The following is a 17,213-nucleotide window of genomic DNA, read 5'->3' on the forward strand; positions in this document are numbered from 1 at the left end:
TTTTGAACCGCACATGATCCTTTTTTAATTCCGTCCTGTGAGGCGGGGAAAGGGGAGACGAGCGTTGACTTCTGTCACAAGCGCACCGGTTCCAGCTAGGGTTGTCCTCAACCAGGCCGATATTGACCGGGCCCTCACTCGTATCGCCCATGAGATCCTCGAGGCCAACAAAGGCTCCAAGGACCTGGTCCTGCTGGGCATCCCGCGCCGCGGCTATCCGCTGGCACTTCGCCTGGCACACAAGATTGCAGCAGCGGACCCCACCGTGGATGCCACCGCAATCGTCGGTCAACTGGACGTCACCATGTTCCGCGACGACCTCTCGCATCAGCCCACCAGGCCGCCGTACCCCACCCAACTCCCGCGCACGGGAATCGATAACAAGGTTGTGGTGCTCATTGATGACGTCCTGTACTCCGGGCGCACCATCCGGGCCGCCCTTGACGCCATCATCGACCTGGGCCGTCCCCGGATCGTCAGGCTTGCCGTGCTGATCGACCGCGGCCACCGCGAACTTCCCATCCGGGCCGACCATGTGGGGAAGAACCTTCCCACCTCATCCGCCGAGAAGGTGCGGGTCCGGCTCGAGGAAACTGACACCGCCGCCGACGGCGCGAAGGTCAACGAAGTGGTCATCGAGGGCGGCGCGTGAAACACCTCCTCTCCACTGAAGACCTCAGCCTGACCAACGCCATCCGCATCCTCGACACCGCCGAAGAGATGGCGGCCGTGGGGGACCGCGAGGTCAAGAAACTCCCTGCCCTGCGCGGGCGCACCGTGGTAAACCTCTTCTTCGAGGATTCCACCCGCACGCGGATCTCGTTCGAAGCGGCCGCCAAACGCCTGTCCGCGGACGTCATCAACTTCGCCGCTAAGGGCTCCTCCGTCTCCAAGGGCGAATCCCTCAAGGACACTGCCCAAACACTCGCCGCGATGGGCGCTGACGCCGTCGTGATCCGTCACTGGGCCTCCGGCGCACCCCACCGGCTCGCCGCGACCGACTGGATCGACGCCGCCGTGATCAACGCCGGCGACGGCACCCACGAACACCCTACGCAGGCGCTCCTTGACGCCTTCACCATGCGCCGCCACTGGGCGAAGCTGTCCGGCAACGGGTCCATCGGTGCGGACCTCAAGGGCATGCGCGTAGCCATCGCCGGAGACGTCCTGCATTCCCGCGTTGCGCGCTCGAATGTGTGGCTGCTCCGCACGCTCGGCGCAGAGGTGACCCTCGTGGCGCCGCCCACTCTGCTGCCCATCGGCGTCGAGCACTGGCCGTGCAAGGTCAGCTACAACATGGACGAAACCCTCGAGCAGGGGGTGGACGCGGTGATGATGCTGCGTGTGCAGGGCGAGCGGATGAATGCCTCGTTCTTCCCCTCCACCCGTGAATACTCCCGCCGCTGGGGCTTCGACGACAACCGGCTCCGGGCACTGGACAGCCTCGGGCTGAAGGACACCATCATCATGCACCCCGGCCCCATGAACCGGGGCCTGGAAATTTCCGCGGCCGCCGCCGATTCGCCCCGTTCCACCGTGCTCGCGCAGGTGCGCAACGGCGTCTCGGTACGCATGGCCGCCCTGTATCTGCTGCTCTCCGGGGACACCCGCGAACCAGCCGCCACCGCGGGCGCAGCCACCAACTCAGCCCGCACCAATGGAGCCGCCACCACCGCAGCCCGTTCCACAGAGGAGAGCAACTAATGGCAGACAACAACGGAACGTACCTGATCCGCGGTGCGGCCATCCTGGGCGGCGACGCCGAGGACCTGCTTATCCGCGACGGCGTCATCGCCGCCCGGGGCGCCGGCGCGGCCACTCATGCTGACGCTGAGGGGGCCACCGTCATCGAAGCCGCCGGCCTGGTGGCCCTGCCCGGAATGGTGGACGTGCACACCCATCTGCGCGAACCCGGCCGCGAAGACGCCGAAACTGTCGAGACCGGAACGCGCGCCGCGGCCCTGGGCGGTTTCACTGCCGTCCACGCCATGGCCAACAGCAACCCGGTGGCAGACACGGCCGGTGTGGTGGAACAGGTCCACAGCCTGGGCCGCGCGGCCGGCTGGGTGGACGTCCGCCCCGTCGGTGCCGTCACCGTGGGTCTCGCGGGGGAGCAGCTCGCCGAACTCGGCGCCATGGCCGATTCCCGCGCCCGGGTGCGGATGTTCTCCGACGACGGAATCTGCGTCCACGATCCCGTCCTGATGCGCCGCGCGCTGGAGTACGTCAAGGCGTTCGACGGCGTGGTGGCCCAGCACGCGCAGGAACCCCGCCTCACCGCCGGGGCACAGATGAACGAGGGCGCCGTCTCCGCGGTCCTGGGACTCACCGGCTGGCCCGCGGTGGCCGAGGAAAGCATCATCGCGCGGGACGTGCTGCTCGCGCAGCACGTCGACTCCCGCCTGCACGTCTGCCACGTCTCCACGGCCGGTTCGGTGGAGATCATCCGCTGGGCCAAGGAACGCGGCATCAACGTCACGGCCGAGGTCACTCCGCACCACCTCCTGCTGACCGATGACCTGGTCCGCAGCTACAACCCGGTCTACAAGGTCAACCCGCCCCTGCGCACGGACGCCGATGTGCAGGCCCTGCGCGCCGGCCTGGCCGATGGCACCATCGATGTGGTGGGCACGGACCACGCCCCGCACCCCAGCGAGCACAAGGAATGCGAGTGGGCGCAGGCAGCGATGGGCATGACCGGACTGGAAACCGCCCTGTCCGTGGTTCAGCACACCATGATCGAGACCGGCCTGATGACCTGGGCCGACTTCGCCCGGGTGACCTCCACCGCGGCCGCACAGATCGGCCGGCTGGGGGACCAGGGGCGTCCGCTGGAGGCCGGCGAGCCCGCCAACGTCATCCTGGTTGATCCGGCCGCCCGCTGGACCGTTGATCCCGCCAAGATGGCAACCATGGGCCGCAACTCGCCGTTTGCCGGCCTGGAGCTGCCGGGCAAGGTGGTGGCCACCTTCTACAAGGGCCACCCCACGGTCCTGGACGGCAAGCTCAACACGCCGTACCGGGAATCGGCGGCTGCCGCGGCAGGCGCCTCCTGATGGACACCCAAATGCTCACCCTGGTCAGCACCCTGGCGATCATCGCCGTCGTGCTCGTCATGATCGGGATCGGATGGCGGAACCGCCTCAGGCGGCAGGCCGACGTCGATCCCTTGCCCGCCGTGCCGGCAGAACCCGGCATGCCGAGCGCCGAAGCTGACGGCCAGTACGTTGCCTCCACCACCGCCGGTGACTGGCTGGACCGGATCGCCGTGCACAGCCTTGGCATCCGGACCAACGCCGTGCTCAGCGTCTATTCCCATGGCGTCCTCCTGGACCGCTCCGGCGCACCGGCCGTCTACATCCCGGCCGCAAGCCTGACCGCCGTCCGGCAGGAGAGCGGAATGGCCGGCAAGTTCGTGGAAAAGGAAGGCCTCCTTGTGATGACCTGGGACCTCGGAACCCACATCCTGGACACCGGCTTCCGGACCCGCAGGGCCGCCGACAAAGAAGCCCTCTATAACTCCCTTCAGCAATTGATCGCCGCAGCCCCCCAAGAACATTCCCAGGATCCCCAGAGTGGAAAGTAAGACAGTGACAGACTCCAACGAAGTGTCAGAAGCAGAAGTGACAAAAACCGAAGCCCAAGCAGAGACTGCGGCACCAGCAGCCATTTCCACCACGGTTCCCACGCCGGCGGTGTTCGTCCTGGAAGACGGCCGCATGTTCCGCGGCACCAGCTACGGCGCTCAGGGCACCGCCCTGGGCGAGGCAGTGTTCGCCACCGGCATGACCGGCTACCAGGAAACCATCACCGACCCCTCCTACGCCCGCCAGCTGGTGGTGCAGACCGCGCCGCACATCGGGAACACCGGCGTCAACAGTGACGACGCCGAGTCCCGCCGCATCTGGGTGGCCGGCTACATCGTCCGTGACGCCGCCCGGCGGCCGTCCAACTGGCGCTCCGAACGGTCCCTGGACGAAGAACTCATCGCACAGGGGATCGTAGGCATCCAGGGCGTGGACACCCGTGCCATCACCCGCCACTTGCGCGAACACAAGACCATGCGCGCCGGCATCTTCTCCGGTGACGCCGCCCGGGCCTCGGATAAGGAGCTCGTGGACGCGGTCCTGGCCAGCGCTCCGATGGAGGGCGCCCGCCTGGCCGAGGAAGTCAGCGTGGACAAGGCCTACGTGGTTGAGCCCAAGGACCACGGCTGGGACGGCGAGCCCGCCTTCAGCATTGCCGCGATCGACCTCGGCATCAAGGCCATGACCCCCGTCCGCTTCGCCGAGCGCGGCGTCCGGGTCCATGTCCTCCCCGCCACTGCCACACTCGAGGACGTCAACGCCGTCAACCCGGACGGCTTCTTTATGTCAAACGGCCCGGGCGACCCCGCCACCGCCGACACCCAAGTCAAACTGCTGCGCTCCGTCCTGGACCAGAAACTGCCCTACTTCGGCATCTGCTTCGGCAACCAAATCCTGGGCCGTGCGCTCGGTTTCGGCACCTACAAGCTCCGCTACGGCCACCGCGGCATCAACCAGCCCGTGCTGGACCGCCGCACCGGCAAAGTGGAGATCACCTCGCAGAACCACGGCTTCGCCGTTGACGCCCCGCTCGACGGCGCCACCCAGGCACCCGAAGAGCGCTACGGCCGTGTTGAGGTCAGCCACATCAGCCTGAACGACGACGTCGTCGAGGGCCTCGCGTGCCTGGACATCCCGGCTTTCTCGGTCCAGTACCACCCGGAAGCTGCCGCCGGCCCGCACGACGCCGCCTACCTGTTTGACCGCTTCATCGGCTTGATGGCGGACACCAAGAATGGCGCAGAGAACACCACCGATTCCAAGACTGAGGACAAGAAGTAATGCCGAAACGTACAGATCTCAAGAGCGTCCTCGTCATTGGTTCCGGCCCGATCGTCATCGGCCAGGCCGCTGAGTTCGACTACTCCGGCACCCAGGCACTGCGTGTCCTCAAGGAGGAAGGCCTCCGGGTCATCCTGGTGAACTCCAACCCGGCCACCATCATGACGGACCCCGAGTTCGCCGATGCCACCTACATCGAACCCATCACCCCCGAGGTAGTGGAAAAGATCATCGCCAAGGAACGGCCGGACGCCGTCCTGCCCACCCTCGGTGGCCAGACCGCGCTGAACACCGCCATCGCCCTGGACAAGAACGGTGTGCTGGAAAAGTACAACGTGGAGCTCATCGGCGCCAACATTGCCGCGATCGAGCTCGGCGAGGACCGCGAAAAGTTCAAGGGCGTGGTGGAACGCTGCGGCGCCGAATCGGCCCGCAGCCACATCATCCACACCATTGACGAAGCACTCAAGGCGGCCGAGGACCTGGGCTACCCGATGGTGGTCCGCCCCTCCTTCACCATGGGCGGGCTGGGCTCCGGCCTGGCCTACGACGAAAGTGACCTCCGCCGGATCGTCGGCCAGGGCCTGCAGTACAGCCCCACGTCCGAGGTGCTGCTCGAAGAGAGCATCCTCGGCTGGAAGGAGTACGAGCTTGAGATGATGCGGGACAAGAACGACAACGTGGTGGTTGTCTGCTCCATCGAGAACTTCGACCCCGTAGGCGTCCACACCGGCGACTCCATCACCGTGGCCCCCGCGCTGACCCTCACCGACCGCGAGTACCAGCGGCTGCGTGACATCTCCATCGCCGTCATCCGTGAAGTGGGCGTGGACACCGGTGGCTGCAATATCCAGTTCGCCGTGGAGCCCGATACCGGCCGTGTTGTGGTCATCGAGATGAACCCCCGCGTCTCCCGCTCCTCCGCACTGGCCTCGAAGGCCACCGGGTTTGCGATAGCCAAGATCGCCACCAAGCTCTCCCTCGGCTACACCCTGGATGAGATCCCGAACGACATCACGCAGAAGACCCCCGCGTCCTTCGAGCCCACCCTCGACTACGTGGTGGTCAAGGTCCCGCGGTTCGCCTTCGAGAAGTTCCCGGCGGCAGACGACACCCTGACCACCACCATGAAGTCCGTCGGCGAAGCGATGGCCATGGGCCGCAACTTCACCGAAGCCCTGCAGAAGGCCCTCCGCTCCCTGGAGCAGAAGGGCTCGCAGCTGGACTTCAGCTCCGTCCCCGAATGGGAAGTCCCGGAGCTGATCGAAAAGGCCAAGCGGCCCACCACGGAACGCCTGCACCAGGTCCAGCGTGCCCTGCTCGGCGGCGCCACCGTGGAACAGCTCTTCGAAGCCACCAAGATCGACCCCTGGTACCTGGACCAGCTCCAGTTGCTCAACGAAATCTCGCATGAAATCCGCAAGGCCGGCTCCCTGAACGTCGAGATGCTCCAGCGCGCCAAGCGCCATGGCTTCTCGGACGAACAGATCGGTGCCCTGACGCACAACTCCGAAGCCGTGGTCCGCGGTGTCCGCCAGGCCCTCGGCATCCGCCCGGTCTACAAGACCGTGGACACCTGCGCCGCCGAGTTCGCCGCCTACACCCCGTACCACTACTCGTCCTACGACGAGGAGGACGAGATTGCGCTGCACTCCAAGCCGTCCATCCTGATCCTGGGCTCCGGGCCCAACCGCATCGGCCAGGGCATCGAGTTCGACTACTCCTGCGTGCACGCCTCCATGGCGCTGCGCAAGGCCGGCTACGAGACCGTGATGGTCAACTGCAACCCGGAAACCGTCTCAACGGACTACGACGTCTCCACCCGCCTGTATTTCGAGCCGCTGACGCTCGAAGACGTCCTGGAGGTCATCGCCGCCGAAGAGCGCACCGGCGGCGTCATGGGCGTGTTTGTGCAGCTGGGCGGCCAGACGCCGCTCAAGCTTGCGCAGCAGCTGGCCGACGCCGGCGTGCCCATCCTGGGCACCTCCCCGGAAGCGATCGACCTCGCCGAGCACCGCGGCGAATTCTCCCGCGTGCTGGACAACGCCGGGCTGATCGCCCCGAAGAACGGCACCGCCGTGTCCTTCGACGACGCCAAGAAGATCGCCGACGAAATCGGCTACCCGGTCCTGGTCCGCCCGTCCTACGTCCTCGGCGGCCGCGGCATGGAAATCGTCTACGACGAGCCCAACCTCTCCCGCTACATCGCCAACGCCACCGAAATCACCCCGGACCACCCGGTGCTGATCGACCGGTTCCTCGAGGACGCCGTCGAAATCGACGTCGACGCACTCTTCGACGGCACGGACATGTACCTCGGCGGCATCATGGAGCACATCGAGGAGGCCGGCATCCACTCCGGTGACTCAGCCTGCGTGCTGCCCCCGATCACGCTGGGCAACAACGTGATTGAACGTGTCCGCACCGCAACCCGCGCCATCGCCGAGGGTGTGGGCGTCCGTGGCCTGATCAACATCCAGTTCGCGCTGGCCTCGGACGTGCTCTACGTCCTGGAAGCGAACCCGAGGGCCTCCCGCACCGTGCCGTTCGTCTCCAAGGCCACCGGCGTGCAGATGGCCAAGGCCGCGGCCCTGATCGGCACCGGCGTCACCATCAACCAGCTGCGCACCGCGTACAAGATGCTGCCGGAGACCGGCGACGGCTCCACGCTGCCGCTCGACGCGCCGGTCTCTGTCAAGGAAGCCGTGCTGCCGTTCAGCCGCTTCCGCACGCCGGAGGGCAAGGTGGTGGACTCGCTGCTCGGTCCGGAAATGCGTTCCACCGGTGAAGTCATGGGCATCGACAAGCACTTCGACACCGCCTTCGCCAAGAGCCAGGCAGCGGCCAACAACGCCCTGCCCACCGAAGGCAAGATTTTCGTCTCCGTGGCCAACCGCGACAAGCGCGCCATCATCATGGCCGTCAAGCGCCTCTCGGACCTCGGCTTCGAAATTGTCTCCACCGGTGGCACCGCCGATGTCCTGCGCCGCAACGGCATCCAGGCCAGCACGGTCCGAAAGGTAGCCGAAGGCAGCAGCGCCGAGGGCGAAGGCACCATCGCGGACCTGGTTATTGCCGGCGAGATCGACATGGTCTTCAACACGCCCTCCGGCGGCGAGGCCCGCAGCGACGGCTACGCCCTGCGGGCCGCCGCAACGTCCATCGGCATCCCCTGCATCACCACGGTGGCGGAGTTCAACGCCGCCGTGCAGGCCATCGAAGCGATGCGCACCTACGAGTGGTCAGTGACCAGCCTGCAGGAGCACGCGGCCGCACTGATGGCGTCCCAGGCCGCGGATGCCGCAGCAGCCCACAACGCAGCACCGCAGCATGCCTGAGTCCGGCTCCACACTGTCAAGCCCCGCCGGCCGGGAGTCCTTCGGCTCCCGGCTGGGGGCGGCCATGGCTGCCCGCGGCCCGCTCTGTGTAGGCATTGACCCGCACCCCGCGCTGCTGAAGAGCTGGGGACTGGACGACGACGCTGCCGGGCTGAGGCGCTTTTCGCTGACAGTCCTGGAGGCCGTGGGTTCGCTCGCTGCCGCGGTGAAGCCCCAGGTGGCGCTTTACGAGCGCCACGGCTCGGCGGGGATGGCCGTCCTTGAGGAGCTCCTTGCCGAGGCCCGGGACGAGTCGGTGCTCACCATCGCTGACGCCAAGCGCGGCGATATCGGCTCCACCATGGCCGCCTACGCGGACGCCTGGCTGCGGGACAGTTCACCGCTGGCCGCCGACTCGGTGACACTCAGCCCTTACCTCGGCTTTGAGTCGCTCCGCCCGGCCCTGGATCTTGCGGCGGAGTACGGACGGGGCGTTTTTGTCCTCGCCCTGACCTCAAACCCGGAGGGGGCGTCTGTCCAGCACGTTGGCGGCACCGATTCAGTGGCGCGTCGGATCACCGAAGCAGCCGCGGCAGAGAACGGCCGGTACCAAGGCCCCATGGGCTCGGTGGGACTCGTGGTCGGAGCCACCGTGGGCTCGGCGCTGACTGACCTGCAGCTGGACCTGGAGGCCGTCCGCGGCCCCATCCTGGCCCCCGGGCTGGGTGCGCAGGGGGCAACACCTGCCGATCTTCGGCGGACGTTCGGCTCGGCGTACCCGCAGGTGCTGGGAACATCGAGCCGGGACATCCTGGCTGCCGGTCCCGGTATCCAGGGCATCCAGGCGGCGGCCCAGCGGACGCTGGACGGACTTCGCGAGGGCTGACCTGCGGTTGGGCGGTTTCAGGCCTTCGCGCTTATTGCCGTGGTCCATTGATTCGCGGGGCACCAAAGGGTAGTTTCAGGACAAGTCCAATGGCGGCCGCCATGGACGCAGCTGAAAATTCCCGGGGGTGTCCTCCATGAGCCTGCGACCCTTATCCGCGTCAGAACGCGCTGATGCCCTGCACAAGGCTGCTGCCGCCCGGGCAGCCAGGGCAGCGGCGAAGGAACGGCTCAAGAACGGTGAGACCTCCGCCGCGGACATCATCAGCTCGGCCGCCGAGGACGACGCCCTGGCGCGGATGCGCGTGGCCGAGCTGTTGGAGGCCCTGCCCGGCATAGGCAAAGTCAGGGCAGCGGCGATTATGGAACAGCTGGGAATCGCGGCGTCCCGGCGGGTCCGCGGCCTGGGCATCCACCAGCGCCAGGCGCTGGTAGATTTTATAGACGAGAAGTAGGGCGAACAACGCTTCGCCGATCCATACACCGCCGCAAAGGAATACGTGAGCAAGAAACCGGGACTGACAGTCCTCGCAGGTCCGACGGCTGTTGGCAAAGGCACCGTGTCCACTTACATTCGGGATAACTACCCCGAAGTCTGGCTTTCCGTATCGGCAACCACGCGTGCGCCGCGCCCCGGTGAGCAGGATGGGGTCCACTACTTCTTCAAGTCCAAGGAAGAGTTCGAATCCCTGGTGGCGGACGGCGAGCTCCTGGAGTGGGCGGTCGTCCACGGCCAGAACACCTACGGCACGCTTAAGAGCACCGTCAACCAGGCCATCGCGGATGGAAAGTCCGTGCTGCTGGAAATTGACCTGCAGGGTGCCCGGCAGGTCAAGGCGGCCGTTCCGGACGCCCAGTTCGTCTTCCTGGCACCGCCTTCCTGGGACGAAATGGTGCGCCGGCTTGTGGGCCGCGGCACGGAAAGTGCCGACGAGCAGCAGCGACGCCTGGAAACCGCTAAACTGGAACTTGCCGCTGAACCGGAGTTTGACTACACCGTCATTAACGATGACATTCGCCGGGCAGCGGACGAGCTTGTTTCACTCATGGGGCTGACCCCGCACCCGCACCAGTAGCTGGTAACAGTCAGCCCGTTAGAATTTGGAGAATTCGTGTCCACGAACCTTGAAGGCATCATCAACCCGCCGATCGACTCACTGCTTGAGGCAGCTGATTCCAAGTACGGTCTGGTGATCTTCGGTGCCAAGCGTGCACGTCAGATCAACGCTTACTACGCCCAGCTGCACGAGGGCCTGTTCGAATACGTTGGCCCCCTGGTCGACACCAAGCTGAACGAGAAGTCGCTGTCCATCGCCCTGCGCGAGATCAACGAAGGCAAGCTCGTTTCCACGCCGATCGAACCTGCAGAGTAAGTTCTACTGACTGCCTGTTGACGGAGGTCACGTGCGCATAGTCCTCGGAGTCGGGGGAGGGATTGCGGCCTACAAGGTCGCATCGCTCCTCCGGCTTTTTACTGAAGCCGGCCACAACGTCACGGTGATTCCTACCGAGGCGGCCACCCGCTTTGTGGGTGTAGCAACCTGGGAGGCCCTTTCAGGCAACCCGGTCAGCAACAGCGTTTTCGACGATGTCCACCAGGTCAACCATGTCAGGCTGGGCCACGAAGCGGACCTGATCGTGGTGGCACCGGCCACTGCGGATCTGCTGGCGCGCGCCGCTACCGGGCAGGCCAGTGACCTCCTCACCAACACGCTGCTGATGGCCAGCGGACCACTTCTTTTCGCGCCGGCCATGCACACCGAAATGTGGCAGCACGCCGCCACCCGTGCCAACGTTGAGACCCTGCGGAGCAGGGGAGCCGCCGTGCTGGAACCGGCCAGCGGCCGGCTCACCGGCACCGACTCCGGTCCGGGCCGCCTGCCGGAACCCGAAGCCATCTTTGACGCCGCCATGGCCCTTGCCCAGGGCCAGTCCGACTACCAGCTTCCGCTGGCTGGCCGGACCGTCACCATCAGCGCCGGCGGCACCAGGGAACCCCTGGATCCCGTGCGGTTCCTCGGCAACCGGTCCTCCGGGAAGCAGGGCGTCGCGCTGGCTGTGGCGGCCCGCAACGCCGGTGCCACCGTCCGGCTGATTGCCGCCCACATGGACGTCCCGGCCCCGGCCGGCGTCGACGTAGTCACCGTCGAGACTGCCCTGCAGCTGCGCGAAGCCGCGCTGGCAGCGGCCGCCGATTCCGACGTCGTCATCATGGCTGCCGCGGTGGCCGACTTCCGCCCCGCGGAGATCTCCGGCACAAAAATAAAAAAACGCGACAACACAGCGGACCCGGTCATCACCCTGGTCCGCAACCCGGACATCCTGCACGAGCTGGTTGAGGCGCGCAACGCTCCGGAAAACAAGGCAGCCCGCGGCAACCAGCTAATTGTGGGCTTTGCGGCGGAAACCGGCGACGGCCAGGGGGACGTCCTGGCCTACGCAGAGGCAAAGCTGAAGCGCAAGGGCTGTGACCTCCTGGTGGTCAACCACGTGGGAACGGACAAGGTCTTTGGGCAGGACACGAATTCGGTTGTCATCCTTGCCCGCTCCGGCGCCGAACCACAACTGGCGGCCGGCTCCAAGACACAGGTCTCAGCCGCCGTGATCGCACGCGTCGGCCAGGAGCTGAGCCACGTTTCACCCCGCCTCTGACCGAAACCCTGCAAACGTTTCCTTAGCACGGGGACACACGCGGCCGGACGTCCGATTCCTAACCAGTAAGGTAGTTGAGTGACTTTACCGCTGCACATTCCCCACACCCACGGGGCCACGCCCTCCGCCCTCCGGCTCTTCACGTCCGAGTCCGTGACCGAAGGCCACCCGGACAAGATCTGCGACCAGATCAGTGACGCCATCCTGGACGCCCTGCTTGCCGCCGATCCGGAGTCCCGCGTCGCCGTCGAGACCATGGCCACCACCGGCCTGGTCCACGTTGCCGGTGAGGTCACCACCGACGCCTACGTCGAAATTCCGCAGATTGTCCGCGAGACTATCCTGGGCATCGGCTACGACTCCTCGGCCAACGGCTTCGATGGCGCCCGCTGCGGTGTGTCCGTGTCCATCGGCCAGCAGTCCAACGACATCGCCGGAGGCGTCTTCAACTCGCTGGAAGCCCGCGAAGGCCGCCAGGAGGACGACTACGACCTTCAGGGTGCCGGCGACCAGGGCCTGATGTTCGGGTACGCCAGCGATGAAACCCCCTCGTACATGCCCACGCCGATCTGGCTGGCGCACCGCCTCTCGGAACGCCTCACCGAAGTCCGTAAGTCCGGGGAACTGTCCTACCTCCGCCCCGACGGCAAGACCCAGGTCACCGTGGGGTATGACAAAGACGTGCCGGTTTCCGTTGAGACCGTGGTCATTTCGAGCCAGCACGCAGAAGGCACCAGCCTGGACCGGCTGCGCGCCGATCTCGCCTCCTTCGTGATCGCGCCGGTCCTGTCGGCCGCCAACCTGGACATCTCCCGGGCCGCCAACATCCTCAACCCCGCCGGCGAGTTTGTCATTGGTGGGCCCGTGGGCGATGCCGGCCTGACCGGCCGCAAGATCATCGTGGACACCTACGGCGGCATGGCCCGCCACGGCGGCGGTGCCTTCTCGGGCAAGGACCCGTCCAAGGTGGACCGGTCCGCGGCCTACGCCATGCGCTGGGTAGCCAAGAACGTGGTGGCTGCAGGGCTTGCCAAGAGGGCAGAGATCCAGATCGCCTATGCCATCGGCCAGGCCCGCCCGGTGGGCACGTACGTGGAGACCTTCGGCACGGAAACGGTGGACCCGGCGCAGATCAGCGCCGCCATCGCCGAGATCTTCGACCTCCGCCCGCGCGCCATCATCGACGCCCTGGACCTCAAGCGTCCTATCTACGCCAAGACTGCTGCGCACGGCCACTTCGGCCGCGACGATCCCGATTTCACGTGGGAGCGCCTTGACCGCGTGGACGACCTGAAGGCCTTCTTCAACGCGTAGGCGGCCCCGTCATGGCCTCGCGTGAGACTGCCCTTCCCGGCTTAGCCCAGCCGTCGCTGCTGCAGGGGTTTCCGGCCAACGCCAGGCTGGCCGGACCGCCGCTGGCCGGGCACTTGCCGGTTGCCAGGGTCATCGTGGAGACGCCGTTGCCCCACCTGGACCGGCCCTTTGATTACAGCGTCCCCGCCGATCTCGACGACGCCGCCCAGGCAGGCGTCCGCGTCAAGGTCCGGTTCAACGGGCAGGAACTCAACGGGTTCATTATTGAACGCACCGCAGAGTCCGACGCCGGCCACACCCTGGTGCCCCTGCACAAAGTGATCTCCCCGGTCGCCGTCCTCACGCCCGCCGTGCGGGACCTCGTGAACGCCGTAGCCGCCCGGTACGCCGGTACTGTCAGTGACGTGCTGCGCGTTGCCGTGCCGCCACGCATGGCACGGCTGGAGAAGGACTTCCACGCTCATGCTGGTCCGGAGGCAGCTGGGTCCATGGCGGCCGGGCCGGGCGCGCCGGCAGAAGTCGGTTCACCCGCCGTCGAGGCCGTCTCCCCGCCCGCGGCCGGCTGGGCAGGCTACCGCAACGGGCCCGCCTTTGTCCGCCACCTGCAGGACGGCGGTTCTCCGCGGGCGGTCTTCAACCCCCTCCAGGGATTCGGCCCGGCAGCATGGCCGCACCTGTTGGCAACCGCCGTGGCAGCAGTCCGGGCCTCCGGCCGCGGCGCCGTGGTGGTGGTGCCGGACTACCGCGACCTGGACCAACTCGAAAAGGCTCTCCTGGCGGTGCTGCCCGCCGAGGATATCGCCCGCCTGACGGCCGACGACGGGCCCACGCCCCGGTACCGGAATTTCCTGCGCCTCCTGGCCGGGACCGCACGCGTAGCCATCGGCACGCGGTCCGCAGCGTTTGCCCCGGTCCGGGACCTCGGCCTGGTTGCCTGCTGGGACGACGGCGATGACCTCCACACCGAACAGCGTGCCCCGTACGCCCATACCCGCGACGTGCTGTTGCTGCGCGCGGACCAGGAAGGCACCGCCTGCCTCATGGCCGGCATTGCCAGGAGCACGGAACTCCAGCGGCTGGTGGAGGCCGGCTGGGCCATGCCCGTTGAGGCGGAGCGGGCGTTCGCGCGACGGGCAGTGCCCCGAGTCCTGAACACCGCCGACAGTTTCGAGCAGGAGCGCGACCCCCTGGCCCTGGTGGCGCGGCTTCCCGGTGCCGCGTGGCGGGCGGCCAAGGACGGGCTGGAACGTGGGCCCGTTTTGGTCCAGGTGGCCCGCGCCGGCTACGCGCCGTCGCTCGTATGTGAGACCTGCCGGGAGCCGTCGCGCTGCCGGTCATGCCAAGGGCCCCTTGCCCTGGCGGGCGCCACCGGCAGCGCGGCCATCCCGCAATGCCGTTGGTGCTCAACGCCGGCCCCGGACTGGCAGTGCCCCCACTGCTCGGGGCGGAGGCTCCGCAAAGGCGCCACCGGTGTCCTGCGGACAGCCGAGGAGTTGGGCCGTGCGTTCCCAGGAAAACCTGTCATCACGTCCTCCGGCGACCACGTCAAGGCCGAAGTGGGCGGTGCCCAGGCCTTGGTGGTGGCCACCGTCGGGGCCGAGCCCGTTGCCGAGGGCGGCTACGCCGCTGCACTGCTGCTCGACGGCGACTCGCTGCTGCGCCGGGAGAACCTGCGGGCCGGCGAGGACACCGTACGCCGCTGGTTCAATGCTGCAGCGCTGGTCAGGCCGGCGTCCGACGGCGGCCTGGTGGTCATTACGGCGACCGAAAGCGCTGCCGTTGGTGCGCTGCTGCGGTGGGACCCGGCCGGGTACGCCAGGCGGGAGCTGGAACTCCGGATGGAACTCAAGCTGCCGCCCGCTGTCAGGATTGCCTCAGTGACTGGCCCGCGGGCCGCCGTCGTCCATTACACTGCGGCGGTGCAAAACCAGCTGGCTACGTCGGACGTGACGCTGCGGACCGCAGGCCCGGCACCGGTGGTGCTCGTGGGCCCTGCTGCCGCTCTGCAGGGCGATGACGTCCGGACCCTCCTGTTCTTCCCCTACGGGCAGGCCGGCACGGTGACGCGCGCATTGCGCGCCACAAAGGCTGCCGCCGCCGCAAAGCGGAGCGAGGATCCCGTGCAGGTCAGGCTCGACGGCGTGGACGTCCTTTAGCGTGGACGCTTGCCGCGCGAGCGGGTGGCCACGATGTCGTGGGCGACGTCAACCAGCTGCCGGGCCGACTCGTCCCAGCTGAATTCCGCCGCGCGGGCCACGGAGCGGCGCGACACATCCTGCCAGTGCTCCTCATCCCGGAGCTTCTTCACGGCCGAGGCAAAGTCCGTGGCGGAGTCGGGTTCCACATACGACGCGGCATCGCCGCCGACTTCCCGGAAAATCGGAATGTCGCTGGCAATCACCGGGGTGCCCAACGACATGGCCTCCACCAGCGGCAGCCCGTACCCTTCGGCGCGGGAGAGGCTCACCAACGCGGTGGCGCGCTTGAGCAGGTCAGCATACTCGTCATCGGTGACACCGTTGTGGAAGACCACCTTGGCGCCCGCGGGAACCATGATTTCCAGTTCAGCCCGGCGTTCAGGGGTAATCCTGCTCAGCAGATGCAGGGTGAAGTCCGGCAGCTCTGACATGCCGGCCACCATGGCCTCCACGTTCTTGTACGGCATGAACGAGCCCATGTACACCAGCGAATGGTCCGCCCCGGCGGCAGGATCCCGCGGTTCCTGCGCCGGCTGCGGGGCGTTGCTGATGATCCGCACCGGCCGCCTGGTCAGCCGGTATTTGGCCATCAGCGCCTCAGTGGTCCTGCTGATGGTGGCAACGATGTCCGCCCGGTTCAGGAGGAGGCGCTGCGGCCAGAAGGCCTTGTGGTAGAGCCGCCACAGGACACGCACCGGCAGGGGCAGGAATCCCGGCGGAGCGGGGTGCTCGTAGTAGATGAGGTCGTGCAGGGTCAGGACCAGGCCATAGTCGCGTCCCCAGCTGCCCATGGTCTGCATGGGGCAGACCACCACATCCGCGCCGAGCGGGTTGATTTTCCGGGCCACAAAAAGCTCCAGCGGGGACAGCGGACTGTTGATCAGCGTGTACGGAACATCCGGAAGCAGGGCAAGCTGCCGGATATCACTGATAAGCATGGAAACGTCGGCTACCTCCGCCGTCGCTGCGATCAGGCTGGCACCATAGCGGCTGATGCCGTCGTGGTGGTCCGTCCTGGTGAAACGGGCATCAATGACAATCTTCACGCGGGGTGGTCCTTCAGGAAGCTGCGGATGAAACCGGCGGCCGGACCGGGCGTCTCGTAGTGAATGAGGTGGCCGACGCCGGGAATGACTTTGAGGACCCCGTCCGGGAGGAGCGTGGCAAGGTGGCGCTGGTCCGGGAGGGTGGCAATCTCATCTTTTTCGCCGGCGACCAACAGGACCGGCAGGGTCAGCTTCCCCGCGACTTCGGCCACATGGCCGCTCACGGACGCCGTGAACGACTCGAGCAGGCTGTCCCGGTTTGCAAAGGCACTGAAGTAGGAGTTGTGCTGGCCGTGGATGAAACGGCGCAGGTCCTTATCGGCGGTCTTGGCCATGGCCTCGCTCATGACCCGGACAATCAGCGAACTGCGCAGCAGCGCCAGGCCCAGCATGCGGGGAAGACGCGCGGCCAGCCGGTAATAGAGCACGGCGAGCTTCGTCATGATGCCCTTGGGGCCTTCCAGCGCGGGCGTGGCGATGGGATTGATGAGGATCAGCGGCGTGACAGTCCCGGGATGGGCGGCCACAAAATGGGCGGCGATGATCGAGCCGAACGAGTGCCCCAGCAGGACGGTGTCCGGTCCGAGGCCCAACGCAGCCATGAACGCACTGATAAAAGCACCGTACTGTTCCACCGAATGCTTGCCCTCCGCGAACGCAGCGGAGCTGCCAAAACCTGGGAGGTCAGGCATGATGATGCGCATTTCCGGCAGCTGGTCCGCCACCCGCAGCAGACCGTGGTGGTCGCCACGGAAGCCGTGGATGACCAGGATGGTGCGGGTGTCGGCGGTGGCCTGGACCGGTTCGTACGTCCAGTACGCCACGGAGCTGCCGTTGAGTTCGATTTCGGCGGCCTGCGTGCGGGCTGCCAGCCCGGCGCTGAAGTAGGACTGCGCGTCTGATGGCTGGTGGGCGGTTGTCTTCATGACCCTC

Annotated in this window: 15 protein-coding genes; 13 read left to right on the top strand and 2 right to left on the bottom strand. The window is 66.9% G+C overall.

The window, feature by feature from the left end; translation table 11 throughout:
• Positions 1 to 64: 64 nt before the first annotated feature.
• The 13 genes from pyrR to J2808_RS12955 all read left to right on the top strand — a co-directional run bounded on the left by pyrR (position 65) and on the right by J2808_RS12955 (position 15,192).
• Positions 65 to 652: a bifunctional pyr operon transcriptional regulator/uracil phosphoribosyltransferase PyrR gene (gene pyrR / locus J2808_RS12895; RefSeq protein WP_191078983.1), complete on the top strand. Its 588-nt coding sequence runs from the start codon at positions 65 to 67 to the stop codon at positions 650 to 652.
• Positions 649 to 1,704, top strand: a complete 1,056-nt coding sequence (locus J2808_RS12900; RefSeq protein ID WP_309817032.1) for an aspartate carbamoyltransferase catalytic subunit — start codon at positions 649 to 651, stop codon at positions 1,702 to 1,704. The genes pyrR and J2808_RS12900 overlap by 4 nt, the downstream gene beginning before the upstream one ends.
• Positions 1,704 to 3,056 carry a dihydroorotase gene (locus J2808_RS12905; protein ID WP_309817035.1) on the top strand — a complete coding sequence of 451 codons (1,353 nt, stop codon included), beginning with the start codon at positions 1,704 to 1,706 and terminating at the stop codon, positions 3,054 to 3,056. Before J2808_RS12900 ends, J2808_RS12905 begins: the two co-directional genes overlap by 1 nt.
• Complete coding sequence (locus tag J2808_RS12910; RefSeq protein WP_309817037.1) at positions 3,056 to 3,586, top strand: PH-like domain-containing protein; 531 nt, start codon at positions 3,056 to 3,058, stop codon at positions 3,584 to 3,586. The genes J2808_RS12905 and J2808_RS12910 overlap by 1 nt, the downstream gene beginning before the upstream one ends.
• A gap of 37 nt (positions 3,587 to 3,623) precedes the next feature.
• Positions 3,624 to 4,868, top strand: coding sequence for a glutamine-hydrolyzing carbamoyl-phosphate synthase small subunit (gene carA / locus J2808_RS12915; RefSeq protein ID WP_397428057.1), 1,245 nt, complete (start codon positions 3,624 to 3,626; stop codon positions 4,866 to 4,868).
• A complete protein-coding gene (gene carB, locus J2808_RS12920; protein WP_309817041.1) occupies positions 4,868 to 8,206 on the top strand; it encodes a carbamoyl-phosphate synthase large subunit in 3,339 nt (1,112 codons plus the stop codon). Before carA ends, carB begins: the two co-directional genes overlap by 1 nt.
• Positions 8,199 to 9,071 carry an orotidine-5'-phosphate decarboxylase gene (gene pyrF / locus J2808_RS12925; protein ID WP_309817042.1) on the top strand — a complete coding sequence of 291 codons (873 nt, stop codon included), beginning with the start codon at positions 8,199 to 8,201 and terminating at the stop codon, positions 9,069 to 9,071. Before carB ends, pyrF begins: the two co-directional genes overlap by 8 nt.
• Before the next feature lie 136 nt (positions 9,072 to 9,207).
• Complete coding sequence (mihF, locus tag J2808_RS12930) at positions 9,208 to 9,525, top strand: integration host factor, actinobacterial type (protein ID WP_309817045.1); 318 nt, start codon at positions 9,208 to 9,210, stop codon at positions 9,523 to 9,525.
• Between the two features lie 45 nt (positions 9,526 to 9,570).
• Positions 9,571 to 10,146, top strand: a complete 576-nt coding sequence (gene gmk, locus J2808_RS12935) for a guanylate kinase (protein WP_309817049.1) — start codon at positions 9,571 to 9,573, stop codon at positions 10,144 to 10,146.
• A gap of 36 nt (positions 10,147 to 10,182) precedes the next feature.
• Positions 10,183 to 10,443, top strand: a complete 261-nt coding sequence (rpoZ, locus tag J2808_RS12940) for a DNA-directed RNA polymerase subunit omega (RefSeq protein WP_111907679.1) — start codon at positions 10,183 to 10,185, stop codon at positions 10,441 to 10,443.
• Positions 10,444 to 10,474: 31 nt separating this feature from the next.
• Positions 10,475 to 11,722: a bifunctional phosphopantothenoylcysteine decarboxylase/phosphopantothenate--cysteine ligase CoaBC gene (coaBC, locus tag J2808_RS12945; protein WP_309817054.1), complete on the top strand. Its 1,248-nt coding sequence runs from the start codon at positions 10,475 to 10,477 to the stop codon at positions 11,720 to 11,722.
• 78 nt (positions 11,723 to 11,800) lie between these two features.
• On the top strand, positions 11,801 to 13,036 hold the full coding sequence (metK, locus tag J2808_RS12950) for a methionine adenosyltransferase (RefSeq protein WP_309817057.1): 1,236 nt from the start codon (positions 11,801 to 11,803) through the stop codon (positions 13,034 to 13,036).
• Positions 13,037 to 13,047: 11 nt separating this feature from the next.
• Complete coding sequence (locus tag J2808_RS12955) at positions 13,048 to 15,192, top strand: primosomal protein N' (RefSeq protein WP_309817060.1); 2,145 nt, start codon at positions 13,048 to 13,050, stop codon at positions 15,190 to 15,192.
• Here the strand turns inward: J2808_RS12955 and J2808_RS12960 are convergent.
• The gene (locus J2808_RS12960; protein WP_309817064.1) at positions 15,189 to 16,280 is read right to left on the bottom strand and encodes a glycosyltransferase family 4 protein; all 1,092 of its coding nucleotides are present in this window, start codon (positions 16,278 to 16,280) and stop codon (positions 15,189 to 15,191) included. The genes J2808_RS12955 and J2808_RS12960 overlap by 4 nt on opposite strands.
• Positions 16,277 to 17,206 (bottom strand): alpha/beta fold hydrolase, encoded by a 930-nt coding sequence (locus J2808_RS12965; protein WP_309817067.1) that lies wholly within the window; start codon positions 17,204 to 17,206, stop codon positions 16,277 to 16,279. Before J2808_RS12965 ends, J2808_RS12960 begins: the two co-directional genes overlap by 4 nt.
• Positions 17,207 to 17,213 lie beyond the last annotated feature (7 nt).

Origin of the sequence: Pseudarthrobacter sulfonivorans (assembly GCF_031454915.1) — a bacterium.
In the GTDB taxonomy this organism is placed as follows: domain Bacteria; phylum Actinomycetota; class Actinomycetes; order Actinomycetales; family Micrococcaceae; genus Arthrobacter; species Arthrobacter sulfonivorans_C.

Excerpts from the sequence above, each read along its gene's own strand:
- J2808_RS12905 (WP_309817035.1), top strand. The coding sequence starts at position 1,704 with ATGGCAGACAACAACGGAACGTACCTGATCCGCGGTGCGGCCATCCTG.
- J2808_RS12910 (WP_309817037.1), top strand. The coding sequence starts at position 3,056 with ATGGACACCCAAATGCTCACCCTGGTCAGCACCCTGGCGATCATCGCC.
- carB (WP_309817041.1), top strand. The coding sequence starts at position 4,868 with ATGCCGAAACGTACAGATCTCAAGAGCGTCCTCGTCATTGGTTCCGGC.
- pyrF (WP_309817042.1), top strand. The coding sequence starts at position 8,199 with ATGCCTGAGTCCGGCTCCACACTGTCAAGCCCCGCCGGCCGGGAGTCC.
- mihF (WP_309817045.1), top strand. The coding sequence starts at position 9,208 with ATGAGCCTGCGACCCTTATCCGCGTCAGAACGCGCTGATGCCCTGCAC.
- J2808_RS12955 (WP_309817060.1), top strand. The coding sequence starts at position 13,048 with ATGGCCTCGCGTGAGACTGCCCTTCCCGGCTTAGCCCAGCCGTCGCTG.
- J2808_RS12965 (WP_309817067.1), bottom strand. The coding sequence starts at position 17,206 with ATGAAGACAACCGCCCACCAGCCATCAGACGCGCAGTCCTACTTCAGC.